Annotated in this window: 24 protein-coding genes; 9 read left to right on the top strand and 15 right to left on the bottom strand. The window is 66.2% G+C overall.

What is annotated here, in order from left to right:
• Positions 1-2: 2 nt before the first annotated feature.
• The 13 genes from lpqB to cofD all read right to left on the bottom strand — a co-directional run bounded on the left by lpqB (position 3) and on the right by cofD (position 13,734).
• Positions 3-1,820: an MtrAB system accessory lipoprotein LpqB gene (gene lpqB, locus ACQPZ2_RS09400; protein WP_433525191.1), complete on the bottom strand. Its 1,818-nt coding sequence runs from the start codon at positions 1,818-1,820 to the stop codon at positions 3-5.
• A 2-nt stretch (positions 1,821-1,822) separates the two neighbouring features.
• Positions 1,823-3,766 (bottom strand): MtrAB system histidine kinase MtrB, encoded by a 1,944-nt coding sequence (mtrB, locus tag ACQPZ2_RS09395; RefSeq protein WP_433525190.1) that lies wholly within the window; start codon positions 3,764-3,766, stop codon positions 1,823-1,825.
• Positions 3,767-3,839: 73 nt separating this feature from the next.
• Positions 3,840-4,517: an MtrAB system response regulator MtrA gene (gene mtrA / locus ACQPZ2_RS09390; protein ID WP_062984230.1), complete on the bottom strand. Its 678-nt coding sequence runs from the start codon at positions 4,515-4,517 to the stop codon at positions 3,840-3,842.
• Between the two features lie 78 nt (positions 4,518-4,595).
• Positions 4,596-5,243, bottom strand: a complete 648-nt coding sequence (locus ACQPZ2_RS09385; protein ID WP_084509629.1) for a dTMP kinase — start codon at positions 5,241-5,243, stop codon at positions 4,596-4,598.
• 101 nt (positions 5,244-5,344) lie between these two features.
• Positions 5,345-6,829 (bottom strand): adenosylhomocysteinase, encoded by a 1,485-nt coding sequence (gene ahcY, locus ACQPZ2_RS09380; RefSeq protein ID WP_433525189.1) that lies wholly within the window; start codon positions 6,827-6,829, stop codon positions 5,345-5,347.
• Positions 6,830-6,898: 69 nt separating this feature from the next.
• Positions 6,899-8,056 carry an alkane 1-monooxygenase gene (locus tag ACQPZ2_RS09375; RefSeq protein ID WP_433525188.1) on the bottom strand — a complete coding sequence of 386 codons (1,158 nt, stop codon included), beginning with the start codon at positions 8,054-8,056 and terminating at the stop codon, positions 6,899-6,901.
• A gap of 191 nt (positions 8,057-8,247) precedes the next feature.
• The gene (locus tag ACQPZ2_RS09370) at positions 8,248-8,868 is read right to left on the bottom strand and encodes a TetR/AcrR family transcriptional regulator (protein WP_433527373.1); all 621 of its coding nucleotides are present in this window, start codon (positions 8,866-8,868) and stop codon (positions 8,248-8,250) included.
• 39 nt (positions 8,869-8,907) lie between these two features.
• Positions 8,908-9,090 (bottom strand): rubredoxin, encoded by a 183-nt coding sequence (locus ACQPZ2_RS09365; RefSeq protein WP_063047281.1) that lies wholly within the window; start codon positions 9,088-9,090, stop codon positions 8,908-8,910.
• Positions 9,087-9,260: a rubredoxin gene (locus ACQPZ2_RS09360; protein WP_433525187.1), complete on the bottom strand. Its 174-nt coding sequence runs from the start codon at positions 9,258-9,260 to the stop codon at positions 9,087-9,089. The genes ACQPZ2_RS09365 and ACQPZ2_RS09360 overlap by 4 nt, the downstream gene beginning before the upstream one ends.
• Before the next feature lie 2 nt (positions 9,261-9,262).
• Positions 9,263-10,501 (bottom strand): alkane 1-monooxygenase, encoded by a 1,239-nt coding sequence (locus ACQPZ2_RS09355; protein WP_433525186.1) that lies wholly within the window; start codon positions 10,499-10,501, stop codon positions 9,263-9,265.
• Positions 10,502-10,713: 212 nt separating this feature from the next.
• Positions 10,714-11,229 (bottom strand): NUDIX hydrolase, encoded by a 516-nt coding sequence (locus tag ACQPZ2_RS09350; RefSeq protein ID WP_433525185.1) that lies wholly within the window; start codon positions 11,227-11,229, stop codon positions 10,714-10,716.
• 76 nt (positions 11,230-11,305) lie between these two features.
• Entirely contained in the window at positions 11,306-12,670 is a 1,365-nt protein-coding gene (locus tag ACQPZ2_RS09345) for a coenzyme F420-0:L-glutamate ligase (protein ID WP_433525184.1), read from the bottom strand.
• The gene (gene cofD, locus ACQPZ2_RS09340; RefSeq protein ID WP_433525183.1) at positions 12,667-13,734 is read right to left on the bottom strand and encodes a 2-phospho-L-lactate transferase; all 1,068 of its coding nucleotides are present in this window, start codon (positions 13,732-13,734) and stop codon (positions 12,667-12,669) included. The genes ACQPZ2_RS09345 and cofD overlap by 4 nt, the downstream gene beginning before the upstream one ends.
• Positions 13,735-14,262: 528 nt before the next feature.
• Between cofD and ACQPZ2_RS09335 the strand changes: the two genes are divergently transcribed.
• From ACQPZ2_RS09335 to ACQPZ2_RS09305, 7 genes are all read left to right on the top strand, one after another.
• Positions 14,263-14,496: a WhiB family transcriptional regulator gene (locus tag ACQPZ2_RS09335; protein WP_029901515.1), complete on the top strand. Its 234-nt coding sequence runs from the start codon at positions 14,263-14,265 to the stop codon at positions 14,494-14,496.
• A gap of 60 nt (positions 14,497-14,556) precedes the next feature.
• Positions 14,557-15,036 carry a metallopeptidase family protein gene (locus tag ACQPZ2_RS09330; protein ID WP_433525182.1) on the top strand — a complete coding sequence of 160 codons (480 nt, stop codon included), beginning with the start codon at positions 14,557-14,559 and terminating at the stop codon, positions 15,034-15,036.
• A 106-nt stretch (positions 15,037-15,142) separates the two neighbouring features.
• Positions 15,143-15,523, top strand: coding sequence for a DUF3499 domain-containing protein (locus ACQPZ2_RS09325; RefSeq protein ID WP_083898166.1), 381 nt, complete (start codon positions 15,143-15,145; stop codon positions 15,521-15,523).
• Positions 15,524-15,584: 61 nt separating this feature from the next.
• Positions 15,585-16,955, top strand: a complete 1,371-nt coding sequence (locus ACQPZ2_RS09320; protein ID WP_433527372.1) for a phosphomannomutase/phosphoglucomutase — start codon at positions 15,585-15,587, stop codon at positions 16,953-16,955.
• 889 nt (positions 16,956-17,844) lie between these two features.
• Positions 17,845-19,068, top strand: coding sequence for a tobH protein (locus ACQPZ2_RS09315; RefSeq protein ID WP_433525181.1), 1,224 nt, complete (start codon positions 17,845-17,847; stop codon positions 19,066-19,068).
• Positions 19,068-20,288 carry a mannose-6-phosphate isomerase, class I gene (manA, locus tag ACQPZ2_RS09310; RefSeq protein WP_433525180.1) on the top strand — a complete coding sequence of 407 codons (1,221 nt, stop codon included), beginning with the start codon at positions 19,068-19,070 and terminating at the stop codon, positions 20,286-20,288. Before ACQPZ2_RS09315 ends, manA begins: the two co-directional genes overlap by 1 nt.
• Before the next feature lie 234 nt (positions 20,289-20,522).
• The gene (locus ACQPZ2_RS09305; protein WP_433525179.1) at positions 20,523-21,443 is read left to right on the top strand and encodes a cation diffusion facilitator family transporter; all 921 of its coding nucleotides are present in this window, start codon (positions 20,523-20,525) and stop codon (positions 21,441-21,443) included.
• 52 nt (positions 21,444-21,495) lie between these two features.
• On the opposite strand, the gene ACQPZ2_RS09300 is transcribed toward ACQPZ2_RS09305, so the two are convergent.
• Together ACQPZ2_RS09300 and ACQPZ2_RS09295 are read right to left on the bottom strand one after the other, a co-directional pair.
• Entirely contained in the window at positions 21,496-22,959 is a 1,464-nt protein-coding gene (locus ACQPZ2_RS09300; protein WP_433525178.1) for a phytoene desaturase family protein, read from the bottom strand.
• Between the two features lie 55 nt (positions 22,960-23,014).
• The gene (locus ACQPZ2_RS09295) at positions 23,015-23,587 is read right to left on the bottom strand and encodes a TetR/AcrR family transcriptional regulator (protein ID WP_433525177.1); all 573 of its coding nucleotides are present in this window, start codon (positions 23,585-23,587) and stop codon (positions 23,015-23,017) included.
• Positions 23,588-23,689: 102 nt separating this feature from the next.
• Here ACQPZ2_RS09295 and ACQPZ2_RS09290 point away from each other — a divergent pair, with 102 nt between their 5' ends.
• Together ACQPZ2_RS09290 and ACQPZ2_RS09285 are read left to right on the top strand one after the other, a co-directional pair.
• Positions 23,690-24,109: a DUF4267 domain-containing protein gene (locus tag ACQPZ2_RS09290; protein WP_433525176.1), complete on the top strand. Its 420-nt coding sequence runs from the start codon at positions 23,690-23,692 to the stop codon at positions 24,107-24,109.
• Between the two features lie 146 nt (positions 24,110-24,255).
• Complete coding sequence (locus ACQPZ2_RS09285) at positions 24,256-24,474, top strand: DUF4287 domain-containing protein (RefSeq protein ID WP_433525175.1); 219 nt, start codon at positions 24,256-24,258, stop codon at positions 24,472-24,474.
• The last annotated feature ends 8 nt before the right edge of the window (positions 24,475-24,482 follow it).

The following is a 24,482-nucleotide window of genomic DNA, read 5'->3' as shown; positions in this document are numbered from 1 at the left end:
GATCAGCCGGGTAGCACCGGGACCGAGTTGTCGCCGTTGAGACCGGGCACCTCGCGCCAGAACCGGTCGGAGGTCTGCTCGCTGTACTGCAGTTGGAGCACCGCACGCGAGTCGCCGACGTACTCGGTCTCCGGCGAGGCACTGACCACCCGGACCGGCGCGGTCAGATTCTGGCTGGTCTGCGGGGCGAACTGGGATCCGTCGATGGAGACGGTCGAGAGCGGATCGACATTGCCCTCCCTGGCAATCACGATGGTGTCCGCGGTGAGCCAGCTCAACGAAACCGCGCGGGTGCTGAGCGAGAGCGCGAGCGGCACTGGCGAGGTGAGCGCGTATTTGCCGTCCGGGCGTCGTTCGACCACCGCCACATAGACCTTGCCGTCGGCGATGAGGGCCGCACGCACACCCGAGCGCGATACCCGCAACTCGGTGATCGGCAGCCGCAGCGGCGATCCCTGTGCCGAGGCCAGCAGGGCCGAGATGTCCACATCCTGTACCGAGACGTTTCCGGTGGCGCGATCGTTGACGGCGCGGATGACCCGTTCACCATCGATCACGGCCCAGGCGGCGGTGCCGTCGGCATTCCAGGACGGTCGGCTGATGGTGGAGCCCTCGGCCACCGGGAAGGCGTTGCCGCCGTAGCTGCCGACCATCAGCGTGCGCGGCGGCTCCGGCGGCGGACGTCCGGCATCGGCGACCGCGGCGACCAACTGACCGTCCGGGGAGAGCGCGACCGACTGCAGATTGTTCACCGCACCGAAGTAGCCGGGCGGTGTGATCATCCCGCCGTCGGTGACCTGCACCAGCGAGCCGTTGCGCAGCGCGTGCAACCCGATCTGGTTGCGCGCGTAGACAGCTGGGCTCAGCTGTTCGACATCGGCGACCGACCAGCCGTTGGCGGCAAAGCGATCGTCGAACGGTTTGCCGTCGGCGAGCAGCATGTACGGTCCGAGGATTTCCGCACCCGCCAGCGTGAGCACCACCTGTCCGGCGAGGAGTTCTTTATCGCGCGGCGACAGCCCGGACGCACCCGCGAAATCGATCCGCACGCCGCCGAGTCCGACACCGACGTCGTTGTCGTCATTGTTCGGCCTGGTGATCGGGCCACGCAGGGTCACCGGTGGTGCGAGTTGATTGCGCACGACCGAGGTGAGCGCGGGCTGGGTGCCCTCGGCCAGCAGGCTGAGCAGGCGCTGGGCCAGCTGGTTCTTGGCCACCGAGATCCAGCGCAGATCGGGGACGGCGGTGGTGCCGGTCGGGTCGATGAAGTACAGCACGTAGCGGCGGTAGGACTTGGCGAAGGCGGTCTGCTCCATCACCACGCCGTCGGGCAGCTCATCGATACGCCATTCGCCGTCGACCTTGGTCATTTCGATCTTGTTTTCCAAGGGCGCGTCGATGGCCCGATAGGCGCCGTCGGCAGCCAGTTCGCCGACCTTGTGCGCCCGGATCACATAGGTCGCCTTATCGCCCGAGCGCGATTCGCGCAGGGTATCGGCCCTGTCCACGATCAGCGTGCCCGCCGTGTCGTCCCACTGTGCCGATGCCGACGGTGTCATGTACTGCCGTGCGGCCAGGTGCCGGTTGGCCGGATCCGCGGTGGCCTGCAGGAAATCGCGGAGCAGCAGGTCCGGATCGCGACCGCCGATGGGCGGCGGCGGACCGTCGGAGGTGGGCTGGCGATTGATGGTGCCGAGTGCCTGCGGCGCGGAGGATTCCGGCAGGCTCGCGCATCCGGTGAGTACCAACAGCGCGGCTACGGCCGCCGCACCCAGCGCGGACAGCCGGAGCGAGGTGCGCCTCGGATACCAGCTACGCATCCTCATGACTGTACGTCCCCGCCGTCACCCGGCACGCTGTGCCCGGCCTGCTTCGGTTCGGTGGATTCGGTTTGCTCGGCCTCCGGTCCCGTGCCGTTGGTGAGTCCGGTCGAACCGACACCGTTCGAGTCGTCCGCCTCCGCAGCATCGGTGTCCGTCGCTTCCGCGGCGGTTCCACCCGGGAGCGCTTCGCCACCGTTGGTCTCGACGCGGATCACCGGCAGTTCGGTGACCGTGGCTTCGGCTTCCGACTCGTCGGCGGCCGGATCCTCGACCGGTTCCGGATCGACCCGCGGCGCGGGCAATGACTTGCGTAGCACCGGTTCCAGCGGCAGCGGGCTCGCACCCATCTTCTTGCCGCGCACCAGCGGCAGGGTGAGCCGGAAGCTCGCGCCGATACCGATCTCGCCCCATGCCTCGAGCTTGCCCTCGTGCAGATTGGCGTCCTCGACGCTGATCGACAGACCGAGTCCGGTGCCGCCGGAACGCCGCATCCGGGACGGGTCCGAACGCCAGAACCGGTTGAAGACCAACTTCTCCTCGCCGGGCCGCAGGCCGACACCCTGATCGCGCACGATCACCGCGACCGCATTGGCCTCCAGATCACCGCGCATCCGGATCAGCACCGGCTTGCCCTCGCTGTGGTCGATCGCATTGGCCAGCAGATTGCGCAGCACCCGCTCCACCCGTCGCGGATCGACCTCGGCGACCAGCGGCTCCTCCGGCATATCGATGACCACCTCGACACCGGATTCCTTGGCCAGATGCCGCACCGTGGAAATCGCCGCCCGCGCGCACATCCGTACGTCGAGCGATTCGACCTGCAGTTCGGCCACACCGGCGTCGTGGCGGCTGATCTCGAGCAGATCGTTGAGCAGACCCTCGAAGCGGTCGAGTTCGGTGACCAGCAATTCGGAACTGCGGGCCAGCGCCGGATCGAGATCGTCGCTGCTGCCGTGGATCAGGTCGGCCGCCATGCGGACGGTGGTCAGCGGGGTGCGCAGCTCATGGCTGACATCGGAGGTGAAGCGACGCTGCAGATTTCCGAATTCCGCCAACTCGTTGATCTGGTTGGACAGACTCTCGGCCATCTCGTTGAAGGCCTGCGCCAGCCGCGCCATATCGTCCTCGCCGCGCACCAGCATGCGTTCCTTGAGCCTGCCGTCAGCGAACCGGCCCGCGATCCGCGCGGCCGAGCGGATCGGCAACACCACCTGCCGGGTGACCAGTGCGGTGATCGCGGCCAACAGCACCAGCAGCACGACGCCACCGATCAACATGGTGCCGCGCATCAGCGACAGGCTGCGCTCCTCATTGGCCAGCGGGAAGATCAGGTAGATCTGCAGCGTCGGAATCTCCGCGCTCGGGCTACCGATGATCAGCGCCCGGCCGTGGTAGCCGTCCGGATCCGCGACCGTGGCGAACTGGTAGCTGACCTGGTTGCGCGCGACGAAGCGGCGCAGTTCCTCGGGCACCTCCTGGATCGGCCCGGTCGAGATCTGCTGCTGCGGGGTGCCGCCGACAATGCTCAGCGCGGAATCGAAACTGCCTGCGACACCGGTGGATTGGCCGGTCCCGCCGCGGTTGGACAGCGCGTTGCGGGCATCGATGAGCCGCTGCTGCTGGGTGCCGATATCGTGCACACCGGCGAGCTGGCTCTCCACCGTATTGCGGGCGCGATCCATCTCCTCGACCGCGCCGTTGATCTTCGCGTCGATCAGCCGATCGGTGATCTGACTGGTCAGCACCACGCCGAGGATCGTGATGACGATCAGCGACAGGGTGAGTGTGGACACGATGACGCGCAACTGCAGCGAACGCCGCCAAACATGGCCGAGTGCGCTGCCGACTTCCTTGAGCCAGGCGACCACCGGCGCGAGGGACCGTTCGAGGCGCTGCACCACACCGGGCGAGGCGGTCGAACGATCCGCGTCGCCACCGATCACGGCTTCGCCTCGCTGGCGCTCGGCTGCGCCGTTCTCGCGAACGCTGTGTCTTCGGTTCGCTCGCTGCGCTTGCTCACGGTGGTCCGGCCTTGTAGCCCACACCGCGAACGGTCAGCACGATCTCCGGGTTCTCGGGATCTTTCTCGACCTTCGCCCGCAACCGCTGCACGTGCACGTTCACCAGGCGGGTGTCGGCCGCGTGCCGGTAGCCCCAGACCTGCTCGAGCAGGACCTCACGGGTGAAGACCTGACGCGGTTTGCGGGCCAGCGCGACGAGCAGATCGAACTCCAGCGGTGTCAGCGAGATCTGCGCACCGCCGCGGGTCACCTTGTGCGCGGGCACATCGATGACGATATCGGCGATGGAGAGCAGCTCGGCGGGCTCCTCCTCGGTGCGCCGCAGGCGCGCACGCACGCGGGCGACGAGTTCCTTCGGCTTGAACGGTTTGACGATGTAATCGTCGGCACCGGACTCCAGACCGAGCACGACGTCGACCGTATCGGTCTTCGCCGTGAGCATCACGATCGGAACTCCGGAGTCGGCCCGCAGCACCCGGCACACGTCGATACCGTTCATACCCGGCAGCATCAGGTCGAGCAGCACCAGATCGGGACGAATCTCCCGAACCGCCGCCAGCGCCTGCGTGCCGTCGCCGACCACATGCGGGTCGAACCCTTCCCCGCGCAAGACGATCGTCAGCATCTCAGCGAGTGCCATATCGTCGTCGACGACCAGAATCTTCGGCTTCATAAGTACTATGTTGTCATCTCTCGCGCTCGGAACGGGCCGCCACGCCAACACTGGTGCAATCCCGCCGCACATCCAACCTTATCCGGCAACAATTTCGACCAAACGAGTAGTGAGCGTCGCCGGATCGTCATCGGATCGGTATCTCGACCACGGCCCGTACCAGTCCCGTTCGGCCAGCTCACGGTACACCTCGCCGGTGCGCCGCTGTAGTCCGCCGTCGCGCTCGTAGGCGTCGAGTGCGCGACTGTCGTCGAGTTCGCCACGCAGCCGGGCACGCTCGGCCGCGACCTCGGTCGGCACGTCCAGCAACAACTGCAGCGTCGGCACCGGCAACTCGAACCGGCCGAACTCCAATTCGCCCACCCAGCGCACGATTTCGCCGTCGGCCGACTGATGCAGGCGCGCAGCCGAATACGCGGCGTTGGAGGCCACGTAGCGGTCCAGGACCACGATGTCGTTGTCGGCCAACAGCTTCGACAGGTCGTCGCGCGCCGCCGCCCGATCGAGTGCGAACATCAGCGCCATGCCGTGCACCGAGTCGGCGAGATCGCCATGGGCGCCACGCAATGCCTCGGCGGCGAGATCGGCGTGGACGGACCGGTCATAGCGCGGAAACGCGAGTGTTTCCGCGCGCAGGCCCCGCGCGCGCAGGTTGGCGAGGACACTGTCGATCAGCGTCCGCTTCCCGGCGCCGTCGAGGCCCTCGACCGCAATCAACACGCCCATGGCGAGCAGGCTACCGCCAGACCGCGGCACCGAACGACAGCGCCCCGCCGACCGGGCTCGGTCGGCGGGGCGCAGGTCTTTTCGGCGCTACCTGCGGCGGCTCAGTAGCGGTAGTGCTCGGGCTTGTACGGGCCCTCGACATCGACGCCGATGTACTCGGCCTGATCCTTGGTGAGCTTGGTCAGCGTGCCGCCGAGCGCCTCGACGTGGATGCGCGCGACCTTCTCGTCCAGATGCTTGGGCAGGCGGTAGACCTCGTTGTCGTACTCGTCCGGCTTGGTCCACAGTTCGATCTGCGCGATCACCTGATTGGAGAAGCTGTTCGACATCACGAACGACGGATGTCCGGTCGCATTGCCGAGATTCAGCAGCCGGCCCTCGGACAGCACGATGATGGACTTGCCGGACTCCTTGAACGTCCACAGGTCGACCTGCGGCTTGATATTCAATTTCGTTGCACCGGAACGCTCCAGCGCCGCCATATCGATCTCGTTGTCGAAGTGACCGATATTGCCGAGGATGGCCTGGTCCTTCATCGCCTTCATATGGTCGAGGGTGATGATGTCCTTGTTGCCGGTCGAGGTGATAACGATATCGGCCTGGCCGATCGCCTGCTCGACGGTCACGACGTCGTAGCCGTCCATCAGCGCCTGCAGCGCGTTGATCGGATCGATCTCGGTGACCTGCACCCGGGCGCCCTGTCCCGCAAGCGATTCCGCGCAGCCCTTGCCGACATCGCCGTAACCGCAGATCAGCACCTTCTTGCCACCGATCAAAACGTCGGTGCCCCGGTTGATTCCGTCGATGAGCGAGTGGCGGGTGCCGTACTTGTTGTCGAACTTGGACTTGGTGACCGAGTCGTTGACGTTGATCGCCGGGAACACCAACTCACCCGCAGCCGCGAACTGGTAGAGCCGCAGCACGCCGGTGGTGGTCTCCTCGGTGACGCCCTGCACCGATTCGGCGATCTTGCCCCACTTGGTCTTGTCGGTTTCGAAGCGCTCGCGCAGCAGGTTCAGGAAGACCTTGTACTCGGTCGAGTGGTCCTCGTCCTCCGGCGGCACCAGGCCCGCCTTCTCGAACTGCGCGCCGCGCAGCACGAGCATGGTGGCGTCACCGCCGTCGTCGAGGATCATATTGGCCGGCTCGCCCGGCCAGGTCAGCATCTGCTCGGCGGCCCACCAGTACTCCTCCAGGGTCTCGCCCTTCCAGGCGAAGACCGGGGTGCCCTTGGGCTCGTCCACGGTGCCGTGCGGTCCGACGACGACCGCGGCGGCGGCATGGTCCTGGGTGGAGAAGATGTTGCAGGAGGCCCAGCGGACCTCGGCGCCCAGCGCGGTCAGCGTCTCGATCAGCACGGCGGTCTGGATGGTCATGTGCAGCGAACCCGAGATGCGCGCACCCCGCAGCGGCAGCACCTCCGCGTACTCGCGGCGCAGCGCCATCAGACCGGGCATCTCGTGCTCGGCGAGGCGGATCTCCTTGCGACCGAATTCGGCCAGCGACAGGTCCGCCACCTTGTAATCGATGCCGTTGCGGACATCGGCGGTCAGGGACGTGCGTGCGGGAAGTTCTGAGGTCGTCATCTGCCTCTATCAGCCTCTCCTGGTTCGTCAGTACCGGGTCAAGGCTAACCGCTGAGCGCACCCGCCGGACTACGCGGTCACGCCATAGGACATCAGGATCCGGCGGCGCTTACGCGGTTGGATATTCGCGAGGGTGATATCGCCACCGTAATGGGCCAGTACGCGGTGATCCATGATGTGTCGCCACAGCGGCGGGACGGCCGCGAACACGATCATGGACAGGTATCCGGCGGGCAGCTGCGGCGCCTGCATCGAACTGCGCAGGGTCTGGTACCGGCGCCCCGGATTCGCATGGTGATCGCTGTGCCGCTGCAGATGGAACAGGAAGATGTTGGTGACCAGATGGTCGCTGTTCCAGCTATCGCGCGGCGAGCAGCGCTGATAAAGGCCATTGGGGCGGCGGGCCCGCAGCAGCCCGTAGTGCTCGATGTAATTCACCGTCTCCAGCAGCATGACGCCGATCACCGCCTGCAGCGCCAGATACGGCAGCAAGCGCCAGCCGAAGACCGCCAGCAGCGTGCCGAACAGCACCACACTCATCGCCCACGCCTGCAGGACTTGGTTGTCCACGCTGAACCAGCGTTTGCCCTTGCGAATGAGGCGCTCGCGTTCGAGCCGGATGGCGGAGCGGTATCCGCCGGAAATGCTGCGCGGCAAGAACTCCCAGAGGGATTCGCCCATCCTCGCACTGGCCGGATCCTCCGGCGTCGCCACCCGCGCGTGGTGGCCGCGGTTGTGCTCGACGAAGAAGTGCCCGTATCCGGATTGCGCGAGCGAAATCTTGGCCAACCAGCGCTCCAGATGTTCGACCCGATGCCCGAGTTCATGCGCCGCGTTGATGCCGATACCGCTGACGAACCCGAGAGTCGCTGCCAGCCCGAGCTTGTCGACCACGGCCAGCTCGTCGCCCGCCCACATGAGCGAGGCGATGACCAGGCCGACCAACTGGACCGGCAGGAACAGATAGGTGCACCACCGGTAGTACCGATCGTTGGACAGCAACTCGTAATCCTCGTCGCGCGGATTGCTGCCGTCCACGCCGATGACCCAGTCCAGCACCGGGATGACGATCAACACGATGATCGGCCCGATCCACCAGAAGATCGCGGCACCGGTCTGCAAGACCAGTTGCGATGGCAACAACGCGATCGCAGGAGCGATCAGGCCCAAAACCCACAGATGGCGTTTGGGGTCGGGCGACCCCGCCGGTTTGCCAACCGTTTGCACGTTTGCCCCGCTAAATAAGTACCCTGACTCCGACGCTTGACAATACATACAGACCTTACGACCGTTACACAGCAGCGTGCCGTCGAAAGATGTCAATCGTTACATGCGTGTCGGTTGGTTTCTAAGCACCTTCATATGTGGCCATGATCAGGGCATACTCGTCGCAAACGGTCAATTTCCCAGCGGTGGGATCAGCGCTGTTCGCGCGCGGCGAGAATCGCCTCGACGTACGGACTGAAGACGGCACTCAATTCGGCGGGCGCATTGCGCCCGGCCGCGGGCGGGGTGGGGATGTAGCTCAGCGCGATACGCACCAAAGCCTGTGCCAGCACGTCGGATTCGACGGCCGTCGCCTGCACCCAGCTGTGCTCGAATGCGATGGACAGCCGAGCGGTCGCATGTTCGAGCAACGGCTCGGCATCAAGGGTGATGAGCCGCAACAGATCCAGCTTCACCTCACCGGCGACCAGCGACTGGACCAGCGGGTCGGCCGCGGCGGCCTGGAAGAAGTCGCGCAGCCCCTCTTCGAATGCGGCGCGCGCGTCGCCGATATTGCCATCGATCGCGGAGCCGACATGATCGACCAGATCGTCGGCCAGGCGTAGCGCATAGGACTGCGCCAGCCCGGCGCGCGAACCGAATTCGTTGTAGAGGGTCTGCCTGCTGACACCGGCGCGGGTGGCCACATCACCGAGGGTGATCTTGGACCAGTCCCGCTCGGTGAGCAGCTCGCGCATCGAATCCAGGACGGAGGTGCGCAGGAGTTCCCGCGCCGCCTCCTGATAGGAAACCCTGGGTCCGTTGCGCGGCATACCCGCGAGGTTGTCACGGGTGGTTGCCGCAGTCAAAATTCACGACCGTTCGATCTCGACCATGTAGAAGTCGGCCTTGGCGGCGCCGCAGTCCGGGCAGGTCCAATCGTCGGGAATGTCGTCCCAACGGGTGCCCGGCTCGATCCCGTCCTCCGGCCAGCCCTTGGCCTCGTCGTATTCGAAGCCGCACTGGATGCATTGAAACAGTTTGTATTCCGTCATTTGGGAACCTCCATCGGTTCGAAGTCGATCTTCTCGCGCACGCCGCAGTCCGGACAGCACCAGTCGTCGGGTATCTTCTCCCACACGGTGCCCGCCGGAAACCCTTCGTGCGGTGCGCCTTTCAGCTCGTCGTAGACGTAATCGCAGACAGGACAACGAAATCTGCTCATGATCACGACTCCGACCCGGCCGTACCGTAGCGCGCGATCACCTTGTCCCGCTTGGCCGGATGGATATTGGCGCGGGTGATATCGCCGCCGTAATGCGCGAGCACCCGCTTGTCCATCACGCGCCGCCACAGCGGCGGGAAGTAGGCGAGCAGGATCATGCTGGCATAGCCACTCGGCAGATTCGGCGCACCGTCCCAGCTGCGCAGCGTCTGATACCGGCGGGTCGGGTAGGCGTGGTGATCACTGTGCCGCTGCAGGTGGTACAGGAAGATATTGGTGACGATGTGGTCGCTGTTCCAACTGTGCACGGGGGCGGGCCGCTCGTACCGGCCGGATGCGGTGCGCTGGCGGACCAGACCGTAGTGCTCGAGATAGTTGACCGCCTCCAGCAGGCTGAAGCCGACGACCGCCTGCAGGATCAGATACGGCAGCAGGCCGATTCCGAACACCGCGAGCAGGACCGCGAACAACGCCACCGACATCAGCCAGGCGCTGAGCACCTCGTTGCGCAGACTCCACGACTTCTTGCCCAGCCGATCCAGCCGGGTCTTCTCCAGCCGCCACGAGGAGATGAAGCTGCCCCGCACCGTGCGTGGCCAGAAGGCCCAGAACGATTCTCCGACACGGGAACTCGCGGGATCCTCGGGCGTCGCGACACGCACGTGATGGCCGCGGTTGTGCTCGATATAGAAGTGGCCGTAGCAGGACTGGGCCAGGGCGATCCGCGACAGCCAGCGTTCCAGGTCGACCTTCTTGTGGCCGAGTTCGTGCGCGGTATTGATGCCGATGCCGCCGATCATGCCAATGGTGATGGCCAGGCCGATCTTGTCGACGATGTGCAACCCGCCGTCGATACCGAGCCAGCTCAGGTTGTCCGCCGTGATCAGGTAGCACCCCAAGATCAGCGTCGCGTACTGGAACGGCAGATACAGGTAGGTGAGATAGCGGTAGTACTTGTCGTTCTCCAGGTACTCCATCACCTCGTCGGGCGGATTGTCGCCGTCCGGGCCGAAGAAGATATCGGCCAGCGGGATCACCACGTAGACCAGCACCGGGCCCAGCCAGAACGGCACTTGGGCCAGCCCGTGCCAGCCGAATTCGTTGAACGCCCAGATCAGCGGAAGGCCGATGGTGAAAAGGCCGGTCGGCGCGAACAACCCCCATAGCCACATGTATCGCTTGCGGTCGCGCCAATCGGCCGCTGCGGCCGGGCGGCCAGGCGCATGGGTTTCCGTGGACATCGTTGTCTCCTCATCCAAGCGGCACATCACATGTGATGTGCAGTACCACTTACTTGGACATTAGAGATCAACTTGTCTTCTGCCTAGACAAATTTATGAATTTGTAAACTCTGGCGGAAACGGCAAATCGGACAGCGCGGCACGCCCCGAAACGACGCTCGCCGCTTCATCCCGTCGAGGGCGGGATGACGCGGCGAGCGAGCTGTCGAGATTCAGCGCAGCAGAACGTCGGCGTTGTCGGGCAGTGCATCGATCGGCCACCAGCGCAGATCGGTCGACTCATGGCTGCGGATCGGGACCGCACCGGGCGGCGCGACGATGCGGAACAGCAGGTCGAGGTGGCGGGTCGGGACGCCGAGCGAGCAGGTGATCGGATGAGCCTGCGCGCCATAGAGTTCGGCATCCATGCGCAGGCCGGTCATGCCGGACTCCTCGGTCGCCTCGCGCAGTGCGGCGTCGGCCACCGTCTCGTCACCCTCCTCGCAGTGGCCGCCGAGCTGGATCCAACGGCCGACCCGCGGGTGCAGCGTCAGCAGCACCTCGCGCTCGTCGTGCGAGAAGACGACGGCCGAGGCCGTGATGTGACCGGGTGCGTGCTCGCGCAGGCACCCGCGCGGCGCGGATCCGAGGAAGGCCAGCATCGCCTCGCGCAGCGAGGCATCGACGCCTGTCGGCTTCCACGTCTCCAGTAACCGCGTTGCCGAGGCGTGCAGCGAACTCGCGCTCACGACTGTGCCTCGCTGGCACTCGGCCCGGTCGTGTGCGATCGCACGCTGTGTTGATAGTTCACTCGCTGACGCTCGCTCACAGTTCGACCAGGCCGGGGCCCGGTCCGAAGACCGGACGTGGGGTGAGTTCTTCGAGGGGGTGGCCTATGGCAATGGCGCCCAAAGGGTTCCAGTCGTCGGCAAGGCCGAGAACCTCGCGGGTGACCTCCGGGGCGAAGATGGTCGAGCCGATCCAGCAACTGCCGATGCCCTCGGTGGCCAGCGCGACGAGCAGGCCCTGTACCGCGGCGCCCACCGCGACGGTGAACATCGTGCGTTCGTTGCCGCGCCGCCGCTCATCCGGATAGTCGTGTGCGCCATCGGGCACGCAGAACGGGATGATCACCTCGGGTGCGTCGTGCAGGATGCGGCCGCGGGCGATGCGACGTTCCACCCGCTCCGGATCGAGACCGTCCGCGGTGAGATCGGCCCGCCACCGCTCGGCCATGGCTTCCAGCAGTTGTGCGCGCAGACCGGGCTTGCGGACCCAGACGAAGCGCACCGGGCGGGTGTGATGCGGCGCGGGCGCGGTGAGCGCCTTCGCCACCGCGGCGCGGATGCGTTCGGGATCGACTGGGGCATCGGCGAATTGACGGATCGAGCGACGTAGCAGCAACGCCTCGGAGCGCCCCTGCTCGATCGCCTCGGCCGTGCCGAGCCAGAACAGGTCGTCGGTGCCGCCGCGCAACAGATCCGCGGCGCAGGAGCCGTCATCGGTGACCGGCAGTCCGCGCACCACCGCGACCGGGACACCACCGAGTTTGCCCTTCACCAGATCCGCGGCGGCGGCCAATTCGTCGGCCACCGCCACCTGGGTGACATGGAGTTCATTGCCCTGCCCGTCGACCGCGCCCGCATAGTCGTGCAGCACCCGCAATCCGGCGGAGCCGATGGCGGTGTCGGTCTGACCGTTGCGCCAGGCCCGGCCCATGGTGTCGGTGACGAGCACCGCGATGTCCACCCCGAGCCGCTCCGACAGCGCGGTGCGCAAAGCCTTCGCACTCCCATCCGGATCCGATGGCAGCAGCACGAGCTCACCTTGCTCGACATTGGATCCGTCCACCCCCGAGGCGGCCTGCACGATGCCGAGCTTGTTCTCGGTGATCAGCGTGCGACCCTTGCGCGCGAGTACGCGCACCGCCTCCTGCTCCACCAGCGCGCGGCGCGCGCTATCGCGCTCCTCCGGATCCAGCGGCGCCTCGACGATGCGGCCCTCGACCTTGGCGACGATCTTGCTCGTGACGACCAGGATGTCGCCGTCGACCAACCAGGGCGCGGCGGCGGCGATATGTTCGGCGAGATCGTCGCCGGGCCGGAATTCCGGCAGCCCGGTGATGGGCAGGATCCGCAACTCCCCCGCCGCGTGATCGGCCGGTTCCGTCAATGGCTCTTGCGTAGTCATGGCTTCACCTCGCTGCCGCTCGGTGCCGCCATGACTGGCGGCGCTGTGTCTATGGTTCGCTCGCCGCGCTCGCTCACGCCAGCCAGGTCGAGCGCCTCCCGCACCATTTCGGCGGTGGTCGGCGGATCGGTCATCAATAACGGCACGCTGCGCACTTCTACACCGGGCACATCGGCGGTATCGGTGCTATGGATCAGCCATCCGTCCAGGATGCCGGTGGCCGAGCGCGCGCCGTAGTGACGCCCGATCGCCTCGGCGGTGGTCTCCACGCCGATCACCGAGAGGCATTCATCGGCCATGCCGCGCAGCGGTTTCCCGTCGATCACGCCGGAGATGCCGATCACCTTGGCCTCGGTGGTGCGCAGCGCGCCGCGAATGCCGGGCACCGCGAGGATGGCGCCGATGCTCACCACGGGGTTGGACGGGGCCAATAGCACCACGTCGGCCTCGGATATGATCTGCGTCACATTTGGCGCCGGTTTGGCGTCATCGGCCCCAATTGTGGCGAATCCGTGCGTCTCGATGTCCGCGCGGTAGCGAACCCACCACTCTTGGAAATGGATCGCGCGGCGTTCGCCAGGGTTGTCGGGGTCACTGACAACGACATGTGTTTCGCAGCGATCGTCGGTAGCCGGGATGAGTTTTACGCCCGGCTGCCACCGGTTGCACAACGCCTCGGTTACCGCGGAGAGCGGGTACCCGGCACGCAGCATTTCGGTCCGAACCAAGTGCGTCGCGATATCGCGATCCCCCAAACCGAACCAATCGGGTTGGGCATGATATTTGGCCAGTTCTTCCTTGGCGTGCCAGGTTTCGGCGACCCGGCCCCAACCGCGTTCGGTATCGATGCCGCCGCCGAGGGTGTACATGCAGGTATCGAGGTCGGGGCAGATCCGGAGGCCGTGCATCCAGACGTCGTCACCGACATTGACGATGGCGGAAACATCCGCATCGGGCAGTAGTTCCCGGACGCCCTGAAGGAAGCGCGCGCCGCCGACCCCGCCCACCAGGACGACGATCTTGGGCCCACTTGCGGGTGCGGTGTCCGCTTGTTGTGGAGTCACATCGACACAGCCTATGCGCTGCCGGAGCGGGCGTGGTTCGCGCTGTATTTGCCGGTCATTTGCTATTCCGGGTTCAAGATCAGCTACGGAAAGCGGTAGCGGATAGTAACGGAATTGCGACGGCGGCTTGACCATCGACACGTTCGGCGTGTCTAATCACAGTCATGTCATTTCGGGTTCGCGCGAGAGTTCAAGGCGCGGACAGCTTTTCGAACAAGTGTTCGCACCGGGGTGACAAGCTCGGGGATGTCCGCGGGACAACGTCGCGGGGTACGGCCGTCGGTGTGCGTGTTGGTCCGACGGAAAGAATCAATCTGCGCTAACACACAGTGAGGAGGCGGAGCGATGGCCAATGAGCTGGCCCCTTCGGGCATGCCGGGCGGCGTATCGCAAACCGATTCCACAGCAGGCGCAGCACGTGGCGTCTGCGCAGAGATCGGTCGGATCGAACCGGACCGGATCGGGCCTGAGATGACCGACGGAGTGACAGCACCCCGGCTCAGCTTGGTCGTGACGGGCTTCGACGAGATGTTCGAATCGATCGAGGAGCAGTGGCAGGAACGTGCCCTGTGCGCACAGACCGATCCGGAGGCGTTCTTCCCCGAGAAGGGCGGCTCGACCCGTGAGGCCAAACGGATCTGCATGGGCTGCGAGGTACGCGACGAGTGCCTGGAATACGCGCTCGCACACGATGAACGCTTCGGCATCTGGGGCGGTCTCTCCGAACGAGAGCGGCGCCGCCTGAAGCGCGGCATCGGCTAGAACTTCGCGTCGGCCCGCCTCGGGTGCGCATAGCAGAGGCGGGCTGACTAAGTTTTAGTCATGGCCCGTTCACGTAATCGTCGTCCGCCGACCGCACGATCGGTGATCCGTCGTGGACGCGGGGTGCGCGGGCCGATGCTCCCACCGACGGTGCCGGCTTGGCGCACCAGGGGGCAGCAGTTCGACCGGCTGGTCCTCGAGGCCTTCGCACCCTTGGACACCCGGTGGCACGATCGACTCACCAAGCTCGATATCGCTGTCGACGATGTGCCGAAAATCCGTCCGCTGCACCCGGATTCGGTCACCTGGCCGGACGAGGTGGTGGCCGACGGACCGGTGCCGCTCTCGCGGCTCGTTCCGGCCGGCGTCGACCGGCACGGGGTGGCCACCCGCGCCCGAGTTGTGTTGTTCCGCAAGCCACTCGAACTGCGCGCGGGCGATCCCGACGATCTGGTCGATCTACTGCGCGAGGTCCTCGTCCAGCAGATCGCCACCTATCTCGGCGTCGATCCGGACCTCATCGATCCCGAAGGCGCGTGACGAACACACCGCCGAACGGGGATGAACTCGCCCGAAAACGCCGAATCCTTAGCGTGTCTGAGCACATCGCAACGTCGAGCGCGTTACTCTCATCGGCGTGATCCCCATGCGTCGTTGCTGCCGACCAGGTTGCAAGAATCCCGCTGTTGCGACGCTCACCTACGTGTACTCCGACTCGACCGCGGTGGTCGGGCCACTGGCGACGGTGGCCGAACCGCATTCCTGGGATCTGTGTGAAACACATGCTTCCCGCATCACCGCGCCAAAGGGTTGGGAGATGGTTCGCCACGAGGGCGGATTCTCTTCCAGCACACCGGATGACGATGATCTGACGGCATTGGCCGAAGCGGTCCGCGAGGCCGGGCTGCGCCGCCGTCCCCCGGAACACGACCAGCGTGGCTACTCCGATTACGCCCCGCCCGCACCGCGCGCCACGCGCACCGGTCGGCGCGGACACCTCCGCGTGCTCCCGGACCCACCCAGCTAGCAGTCGGGACGGGACCGTGTCAGGGGCGTCGGCGCGAGCCACTAGGGTGGTCACCATGACTGTGGCCCGCTCTGCCGAATTCGTGAACGCGGTGATCAAGGCTTATGACGTTCGCGGGGTCGTCGGTGAACAAATCGACGGAGAATTCGTCAAGGATGTGGGAGCCGCGTTCGCGCGGTTGATGCGCGCCGAGGGCGCGACCCGCGTGGTCATCGGACACGATATGCGCGAGTCCTCCCCGGAACTGGCCGCCGCCTTCGCCGACGGCGTACTCGGCCAGGGCCTCGACGTGGTGCACATCGGGCTCGCCTCGACCGATCAGCTCTACTTCGCCTCCGGTGACCTCGACTGTCCCGGCGCGATGTTCACCGCAAGCCACAATCCGGCCCGCTACAACGGCATCAAGCTGTGCCGTGCGAAGGCGCTGCCGGTCGGCCAGGACACCGGTCTGGCGACGATCAAGGACGAGGTGGTCAACGGGGTCCCCGGCTACGACGGAACGCCGGGCAGCGCCACGAAAGTCGATCTGCTGGCCGAATACGCGAAGTTCCTGCGCGGACTGGTCGACCTCGACGCTGTCCGCCCGCTGACCATCGCGGTGGACGCGGGCAACGGCATGGGCGGGCACACCGTGCCCGAGGTGCTGGGCACCGTGGCGCAGCTGAACCTGGTCCCGCTCTATTTCGAGCTGGACGGCTCGTTCCCCAATCACGAGGCCAATCCGCTCGATCCGAAGAATCTGGTCGATCTGCAGGAGCTGGTCCGCAAGTCCGGCGCCGATATCGGCCTCGCCTTCGACGGCGACGCCGACCGCTGCTTCGTGGTGGACGAGAACGGCAATCCGATTTCGCCGTCGGCGATCACCGCCCTGGTCGCCGAGCGTGAGCTGGCCAAGGAACCGGGCGCGGTCATCATCCACAACCTGATCACCTCGCACGCAGTACCCGAACTGGTGCACGAACTGGGCGGCACCCCGGTGCGCACCCGGGTCGGGCATTCGTTCATCAAGCAGGAGATGGCGGCCACCGGCGCGGTATTCGGCGGTGAGCATTCCGCGCACTACTACTTCCGCGATTTCTGGGGCGCCGATTCCGGCATGCTCGCGGCCCTGCACGTGCTGGCGGCGCTCGGTGAGAAGGACCGGCCGATTTCAGAACTCATGTCGTCGTACGAAACGTATGCGGCGTCCGGAGAGATCAACTCGACAGTGGCGGACGCGAAGGAGCGGACGATGGCTGTAGTGGACGCATTCGGGGATCGGGCCATATCGGTGGACCGGTTGGACGGGGTCACCGTCCAGCTCGCCGACGACGCCTGGTTCAATCTGCGCGCGTCGAATACCGAACCGTTGCTGCGGCTGAATGTCGAGGCCCGGTCGACGGAGGAAGTAGACGCACTCGTGACCGAGATTCTGAGCATCGTCCGGTCCTGACTGGAATAGTGGAACCAGGGCGGATGAAATCGCACATCCACGACTCGGCGACGAAGGAAGCAGACGGCTCAGCCCGACACCGAGATTCCGAGCATCGTCCGGTCCTGACTGGAATAGTGGAACCAGGGCGGATGAAATCGCACATCCACGACTCGGCGACGAAGGAAGCAGACGGCTCAGCCCGACACCGAGATTCCGAGCATCGTCCGATCCTGACTGGAATAGTGGAACCAGGGCGGATGAAATCGCACATCCACGACTCGGCGACGAAGGAAGCAGACGGCTCAGCCCGACACCGAGATTCCGAGCATCGTCCGATCCTGACTGGAATAGTGGAACCAGGGCGGATGAAATCGCACATCCACGACTCGGCGACGAAGGAAGCAGACGGCTCAGCCCGACACCGAGATTCCGAGCATCGTCCGATCCTGACTGGAATAGTGGAACCAGGGCGGATGAAATCGCACATCCACGACTCGGCGACGAAGGAAGCAGACGGCTCAGCCCGACACCGAGATTCCGAGCATCGTCCGATCCTGACTGGAACAGTGGAATCACATGGGGAGGCAGTCACTTGCGCTGGATTCGGAGAGCGGGGAAGTAGACGGCTCAGCCCGACACCGCGATTCCGAGCATCGTCCGGTCCTGACTGGGATAGTGGAATCACAGCCGGAATGGACGCCCAGGCTCACGATTCGACGCCCGAGGAAGGGGACGGCTCAGCCCGATACCGCGATTCTGAGCATCGTTCGCTCCTGACTGGAATAGTGGAATTACAGACGTTGGATTCGCCCGACCCGGGCGCCCGTGTCGATCCCTCCGAGTCGACAGCCCGGGTGGGAGCAGGGCGGGACCGCACACAGCGCGATGAGGGGAGGTGGGACGCCCGATGATCGCTGGAACACCGGTGCTCGACCTCGACGATGCCGCTTCGCTCGAGGCCGCCGATGTCGGCGGCGCCCTGCGCTCCGCGGCATCCGGCGGCGCGCAGGTACGCGCGACCGCGGCAGCAGTCGGTGAGGACGCACTCGCGCGCCTCGCGGATCTGCGACCACGCAGCGTGGTGTTGGTCTCCGGCTCGGGCCGGGCCGCCCGCGCCGCGAGTCTGATCGTCGCCGCACTCGGCGACCGGGCCGGCCTACCCGTGGTCCCGGTCGCTGCCCTTCCGCCATGGGTCGGCCCGCTGGACGTGGTGCTCGTCGCGGGCGACGACGCGGGCGATCCCCGGCTGATCGATGCGGTCGACCGGGCACAGCGCCGGGGCGCGGAGGTTGTGGTCGCCGCGCCGCACGAAGGTCCGCTGCGGGCCGCGGCGGCCGGGCGTACCTCACTGCTGGCGCCGCGGATTCCGGTCCTGGACCACAATCGGCTACTGCGTTTCCTCGCCGCCTGCATCGCGGTGCTGCGCATAGTCGATCCGACCCGCTCCGGCGCGGCCGTACCCGATCTGACCGAGCTGGCCGATGTGCTCGATGCCGAGGCATTACGCGATGGCCCGCACAACGAGGTCTTCCACAATCCGGCCAAGACGCTGGCCGCGCGCATGCAGCAGCGCGCCGTCGTGCTGGCCGGGGACTCCCCGGCCGCCAGCGAACTCGCCGAGCACGGCGCCGAGGTGCTGTTGCAGTCGGCGGGCAGGGTCGCCACCGCGGTGGATCTGGCCGAGGCCGTCGCCGCCAACCCCCGAATGGTCGAGGCCGCAGGCGAATCCGCGCCGAACTTCGATCCAATGTTCCACGACGAAGAACTCGACGGACCGGCGCCGGTGGAGCGCATCCGGGTGTTCGTACTCAGCGCGGATCTGGATCAGGCCGCGGCGCGGCGCCGGCTCGCCGTCTTCGGCGGCAACGGATCGGGTCTGGTCGACGCCGATCTGGTGAGCGCGGATATCGAACCGCTGCACACCTCGCTCACCGATCCCGCCGCGCCCATGCTTGCCAGAGTGGATGATTCGGGCGCGCCGCTGCCCGGCACCATCGCCCATGCCAGCGAGCTCGAACAACTCGCGGTGCTCGCGCTCCGCTTGGAGATGGCCGCCGCCTATCTGCGGTTGATCGGCTCGCGCAGCGGTGCGACACAGTCCACGGAACAGCTCGACGGGGGACACTACTAGTGCACGAACTCGTTGGTGCGCTGCGTTCCTATGCCTGGGGTTCACGCACCGCACTCGCTCAGTTGTGCGGCCGACCGGTCCCTTCCGCGCATCCGGAGGCGGAGCTGTGGTTCGGCGCGCATCCCGCCGATCCGGCGCATGTCCGCTTGGAGAACAGCACCCGCTCACTGCTGGAATTGGTCGCGGACGATCCGGAGCGCGAACTCGGGCCCGCCGCACCGGAATTCGGCGGGCGGCTGCCATTCCTGTTGAAGATCCTGGCCGCCGAGGAACCGCTATCGCTGCAGGCGCATCCGAGTTCGGCGCAGGCGCGGGCCGGATTCGAGCGCGAAAACCACGCGCGGGTGCCGCTGGATTCGCCGATGCGCAACTATCGCGACGAGAACCACAAGCCGGAATTGGTTGTCGCGCTGGACCGGTTCGAGGCGCTGGCCGGATTCCGGGATCCACATCGCACGGTCGAGCTGCTGCGCGCACTGGATGTGCCGGGCCTGCGCTCATATGCGGATCTGCTCGCCGCCCAACCTGATTCGGCGGGACTGCGGACACTGTTCACGACCTGGATCACGCTGCCGCAGAATGTCCTCGGCACACTGCTCCCCCAGGTGCTCGACGGATGCGTGCGCTATCTCTCGGTGAAGGGCGCCCGGGAGTTCACCGCCGAGGCGCGCACCACACTCGAACTCGCCGAGGCATATCCGGGCGACGCCGGTGTGATGGCCGCGCTGCTGCTCAATCGGCTGACACTGGAACCGGGACAGGGACTATTCCTCGCGGCGGGCAATCTGCACGCGTATCTGCGCGGGCTCGGCGTGGAAATCATGGCCAATTCCGACAATGTGCTGCGCGGTGGTCTCACGCCCAAGCATGTCGATGTGCCGGAGTTGCTGCGGGTGCTGGACTTCGAGCCGATCGATCTGCCGGTGGTGCTTCCGGAACCGGCGGGCGATGGGTCGGTGCACTATCGGACCCCCGCGCCGGAGTTCGCGCTGCGGCGGTTCGATCTGACCGCGGGATCAGGGCAGCTGCCGCTGACATCCGCCGGGCCGGGAATCGTGCTGTGCACGGGAGGGACCGTGCGGCTGTTGCAAGGGGTGAGCGAGCTGGTGCTGGGACGCGGCGCGGCGGCGTGGATATCAGCGGCCGACACCGAGATTCGCGCCCAGGCCGTCGACGGCGACGCCCAGTTGTTCTGCGCCTGCGTCGGTGGCACGAACTGACCTGTCGCCCAGTTTGTTCGTCTGCTGCCCTAGGCTGTTCGTTCGACGGGCCTCCTAACCGGACGACAGCGGAGCGAGTCTTACGAGCGACGTTCGCGGCCCGTCTCGCGTCCGAGTGGCCGAAGCGCATGCGACGAAGTCGCGAGTCTCGGCCGCTCGGTCGCGAGACACCAGGGGGCCGCGAACACGCAGCGCCGCAGGCGCTGCAAATCGGACACAGGAGGACCTACCCAGATGTCGGCTGGTGGTGGCAAAAAGGCGATTCTCGCCGCGTTGTCGGCGAACGCGGGGATCGCGGCGGCGAAGTTCGTCGGCGCGTTCATCACCGGTTCCGGATCGATGCTGGCCGAGGCGGTGCACTCGGTCGCGGACACCGCCAACCAGGGGCTGCTGCTGCTCGGTCAGCGCCGGGCCGCGCAGGATGCCGATGAACTGCACCCGTTCGGATACGGGCGCAATCGCTACTTCTATTCATTCATCGTGGCGCTGGTGCTGTTCACACTGGGCTCGATCTATGCCATCTACGAGGGCGTCCACAAGGTTCAGCATCCGGAGGAGCTGAGCAATCCGATCGTCGCGATCGTCATCCTGTTCATCGCGATCTGCCTCGAGGGCTACAGCTTCATGACGGCGATGCGGGAATCCATCCCGCTCAAAGGCAATTCGAGCTGGTGGCGCTTCATCCGCAATTCGCGCAGTCCGGAACTGCCGGTGGTACTGCTCGAGGACACCGGCGCGCTGATCGGTCTGGTCTTCGCATTCGCGGCGGTCGGGCTGACCATGCTCACCGATGATCCGGTCTGGGACGGCATCGGCACTCTCGCCATCGGCGCATTGCTCGGGGTCATCGCGCTGATCCTGATCGTGGAGATGCAGAGCCTGCTCATCGGTGAGGGCGCGACGCCGGAGGAGGACAGCGCGATCCGGGCCAACCTGGTCGACGGCAAGCGCATCGACCGGGTGATCCACCTCAAGACGCAGTACCTCGGGCCGGAGGAGATCCTGGTCGCGGCCAAGATCTCGATCGTGCCCGATCTGGATATCGAGGACATCGCCGCGGCCATCGATGACGCCGAGACCAGGGTGCGTGCGGCCGTGCCCGCCGCGCGAGTGATGTATCTGGAACCCGACCTGTACCGGACGCCGCGGGCCTGATCAGGTGATCGCCCGCGCGGCCTGCGCAATCCGGCCCGCGAAAAGTGCATGCTCAGGCGGGATTCGGTGTGCGCAGCAGATCCAGTGGGTTGGTGCGAATCCCGAACTCCGTGCGCAGCACGTGTCGCGCGGCATGCAAACCGGACATGCCATGGACACCGGGGCCGGGCGGGGTCGAGGCCGAGCAGAGGTAGACGCCGGGTAGTGGTGTGGCGTAAGGGTTCCAGCGCGGGACCGGGCGGAAGGCGAACTGGCGCAGGGTCATCGCGCCCGCGGAGATATCGCCGCCGATGTAGTTGGCATTGTGCGTCGGCATTTCGGCGCCGGTGACGACATTCTTGGCCAGGATCAGATCGGCGAAACCCGGGGCGAAGCGTTCCACCTGGGCGATGACGGCGCCGCTGATATCGCGGGTTGAGCCGTTCGGGACGTGGGCGTAGGTGTAGAGCGTGTGGCCGCCCGCCGGTGCCCGCGTCGAGTCGACCACGCCTGGCTGAATGGCGAGGACATATGGACGATCCGCGTGTTGTCCTGCGGCGATGGTCTTTTCGGCGGCCATCGCCTCCGCGCGGGTGCCGACCAGATGCAGCGTCCCGGCGAGTGCACAGCCCGGCGCCTGCCACGGCACCGGCCCGGTCAGCGCGAAGTCGACCTTGCAGGCCGCGCCGCCATATCGGAAGCGGCGCAACCCCTTTGCGTAATGATCCGGCAGCCGGTGCCCCGCGATCCGCAGCAGTTCGGCAGGCGCGGTATCCAGCACAACCGCACGCGCGCCGCCGAATTCGTCGAGCGATTCGACGCGGTGTCCGGTGACGAGCTTGCCGCCGAGGCGTTCGAGTTCGGCGATCAACGCATCCGGAATTGCCTGGCTGCCGCCGCGCGGCAGCACCCAGCCACCGGCGTGCGCGAGTGTCGCCAGCAGCATGCCCGCGCCCGCCGCAGGGATGGCGCGCGGCGGTGTGATCGCATGCGTGGCAACGCCGGTCAGCAGTGCGGGTGCCGTCTGCTCGCGAAATCGTAGATTCCACAGGGGCGAACCCTGCTCGAGCACCCGCAGTCCGAAACGCAGTCCGGTCAGCAGGTCGGCGGGCGGACGGCGCAGATCCGACATCGCCAAATCCACGACCTGCCGCCAATGTCGGACCATCGGCTCGAAGAGCGCACGCCATGCGGCCCCGTCACGACCGAGACCAGCGGCGGTGCGGTCCAGATCGCGCCAGGCCACCCCGGCCTGCCCGCCGTCGAGCGGATGCGCGTAGGACACCTCGGGGGCGAGCAGTTCGACACCGTGCGCGGCCAGATCGAATGCGCGAAAGAAGGGCGACGCCCATGCCATCGGATGCGCACCGGCGCAGACATCGTGCCGATATCCGGGCAGCGTCAGCTCGGCAGTGCGGCTCCCACCGCCCGCGGTGGCCTGCGCCTCGTGCACCTCGACGGTGAGACCGGCACGGGCCAGGATCACCGCCGCGGCGAGACCGTTGGGACCGGAACCGACCACGACGACATCAGGCATACCTCGATTCTGCCGGGCCGACCCGGGTCGTGCCGTCACCCGAGCGAGGTATGGATCACTGATGTGTCCATTGGCCGAGCAGCACCCGGATGCGCTCCTCGCGCAGGTCGTCGACCAGGCGACCGCTGCGATCCAGGGTGGCGATGCCGTGCAACGTGCTCCAGACCACCTCGGTGCCCGCCTGTAGATCGAACTCGCCGGCGAACGGCGCGTATGCGCTCTGGATCTCACCGAACGCATCGCGCAGCGCCTGTGGTGCGTCGTTGCCGAAGTTCAGTTCGGTATCGAGGACGAACATCGCGTCATAGCGGGCCGGATTCTCGGTGGCGAAGTCCAGGTAACCGCGCACCACGGCCTCGAGTTCCGCGACCGGCCCCTGCGCGGCCGCCCGCCTTTCCCGCAACCGGGCGGTGAGTTCGACGATTCCCTGCTCCGCGACGGCCGACACGATCGCCGCCTTACCCGCGAAATGGCTGTAGAGCACCGGCTGGCTGTATTCGATTCGTTCGGCCAGGCGACGCACGGTCACCGCCTCCCAGCCCGAGGTTTCGGCGAGTTCGCGTGCGGTGTCGATGATGCGCTGATGGCGTTCGGCTCGTTCGCGTTCTTTGCGGCTCTGTGTGGTCATGGCAAAATTCTAGCAGCGCTAGACAAACTAACAAGGCTCCATTAACGTTGCTCGCAGACATAGCACCGCTAGATTTCAGAGCAGCAGTTCGAGGAGCACCCCATGACCATCTCGCGCATCGCCACCACCCTTTCCCTCATCGGCGCGGCCTTCATCCTCTACATCGGCATCAGCTACCTGGTCACTCCCGAAACCATTGCCACCGGATTCGGCCTGCCGGAATGGCCGAAAGGCGACGCGGTCGCGTTCATGAATCTCAAGGGCGTCCGAGATACCGTCTCCGGGCTGATCATCCTGGTACTGCTCGCCACCAAGCAGCGCTACGCCCTCGGCATCGTCACTCTCGTCATCGCATTGATCCCGATCGGCGACATGCTCACCGTGCTCAGCTGGGGCGGATCCACCGCGGCCGCCTTCGGCATCCACGGGCTCACCGCCACTCTGGTCGCCGCGACAGGTGTGCTGCTGATCCGCGAGCGGACCGTCGCGAATCGACAGGAGCGCGCCGAGATCAACGCCTGATCACCGGTTCCGCAACCGCCGCCGACCTCGCAAATCGTTTGGTCGGCGGCGGTATTCGCAATCCGGCGCACAATCCGGATCGCGCCGACGAGTTTCGGCGATCAGCACCGTCCATATCGCTGAACGCACGAACAGAGGAGACGAACATGGCAACGACCAAGCCCAAGGGGCCCGCGTCCTACTTCCCGTCGATCGAGGCCAAATACGGTCGCACCATCGACGAGTGGAAGTCCGCCGTGCGCGCGTCGAATCTGGCCTCGCACAAGGAAATCGTCGAATGGCTGAAGTCCGAGCACGGCTTCGGCCACGGCCACGCCACCGCGATCGCCCAGCACTACTTGAATCCGGAAAAGTGGGCCGACTGATCCCACCG

This window comes from Nocardia pseudovaccinii (assembly GCF_050942345.1).
In the GTDB taxonomy this organism is placed as follows: domain Bacteria; phylum Actinomycetota; class Actinomycetes; order Mycobacteriales; family Mycobacteriaceae; genus Nocardia; species Nocardia pseudovaccinii.
Note: the sequence above shows the minus strand (reverse complement) of the source record. Positions and strands in the feature narration are given on the sequence as shown.

What these genes read in the sequence shown, in the direction of transcription:
- lpqB (WP_433525191.1), bottom strand. Translation starts at nt 1,820, where the DNA reads ATGCGTAGCTGGTATCCGAGGCGCACCTCGCTCCGGCTGTCCGCGCTG.
- mtrA (WP_062984230.1), bottom strand. Translation starts at nt 4,517, where the DNA reads ATGAAGCCGAAGATTCTGGTCGTCGACGACGATATGGCACTCGCTGAG.
- ACQPZ2_RS09385 (WP_084509629.1), bottom strand. Translation starts at nt 5,243, where the DNA reads ATGGGCGTGTTGATTGCGGTCGAGGGCCTCGACGGCGCCGGGAAGCGG.
- ahcY (WP_433525189.1), bottom strand. Translation starts at nt 6,829, where the DNA reads ATGACGACCTCAGAACTTCCCGCACGCACGTCCCTGACCGCCGATGTC.
- ACQPZ2_RS09370 (WP_433527373.1), bottom strand. Translation starts at nt 8,868, where the DNA reads ATGCCGCGCAACGGACCCAGGGTTTCCTATCAGGAGGCGGCGCGGGAA.
- ACQPZ2_RS09365 (WP_063047281.1), bottom strand. Translation starts at nt 9,090, where the DNA reads ATGACGGAATACAAACTGTTTCAATGCATCCAGTGCGGCTTCGAATAC.
- ACQPZ2_RS09360 (WP_433525187.1), bottom strand. Translation starts at nt 9,260, where the DNA reads ATGAGCAGATTTCGTTGTCCTGTCTGCGATTACGTCTACGACGAGCTG.
- ACQPZ2_RS09355 (WP_433525186.1), bottom strand. Translation starts at nt 10,501, where the DNA reads ATGTCCACGGAAACCCATGCGCCTGGCCGCCCGGCCGCAGCGGCCGAT.
- ACQPZ2_RS09345 (WP_433525184.1), bottom strand. Translation starts at nt 12,670, where the DNA reads ATGACTACGCAAGAGCCATTGACGGAACCGGCCGATCACGCGGCGGGG.
- ACQPZ2_RS09335 (WP_029901515.1), top strand. Translation starts at nt 14,263, where the DNA reads ATGTTCGAATCGATCGAGGAGCAGTGGCAGGAACGTGCCCTGTGCGCA.
- ACQPZ2_RS09330 (WP_433525182.1), top strand. Translation starts at nt 14,557, where the DNA reads ATGGCCCGTTCACGTAATCGTCGTCCGCCGACCGCACGATCGGTGATC.
- ACQPZ2_RS09325 (WP_083898166.1), top strand. Translation starts at nt 15,143, where the DNA reads ATGCGTCGTTGCTGCCGACCAGGTTGCAAGAATCCCGCTGTTGCGACG.
- ACQPZ2_RS09315 (WP_433525181.1), top strand. Translation starts at nt 17,845, where the DNA reads ATGATCGCTGGAACACCGGTGCTCGACCTCGACGATGCCGCTTCGCTC.
- ACQPZ2_RS09305 (WP_433525179.1), top strand. Translation starts at nt 20,523, where the DNA reads ATGTCGGCTGGTGGTGGCAAAAAGGCGATTCTCGCCGCGTTGTCGGCG.
- ACQPZ2_RS09300 (WP_433525178.1), bottom strand. Translation starts at nt 22,959, where the DNA reads ATGCCTGATGTCGTCGTGGTCGGTTCCGGTCCCAACGGTCTCGCCGCG.
- ACQPZ2_RS09295 (WP_433525177.1), bottom strand. Translation starts at nt 23,587, where the DNA reads ATGACCACACAGAGCCGCAAAGAACGCGAACGAGCCGAACGCCATCAG.
- ACQPZ2_RS09290 (WP_433525176.1), top strand. Translation starts at nt 23,690, where the DNA reads ATGACCATCTCGCGCATCGCCACCACCCTTTCCCTCATCGGCGCGGCC.
- ACQPZ2_RS09285 (WP_433525175.1), top strand. Translation starts at nt 24,256, where the DNA reads ATGGCAACGACCAAGCCCAAGGGGCCCGCGTCCTACTTCCCGTCGATC.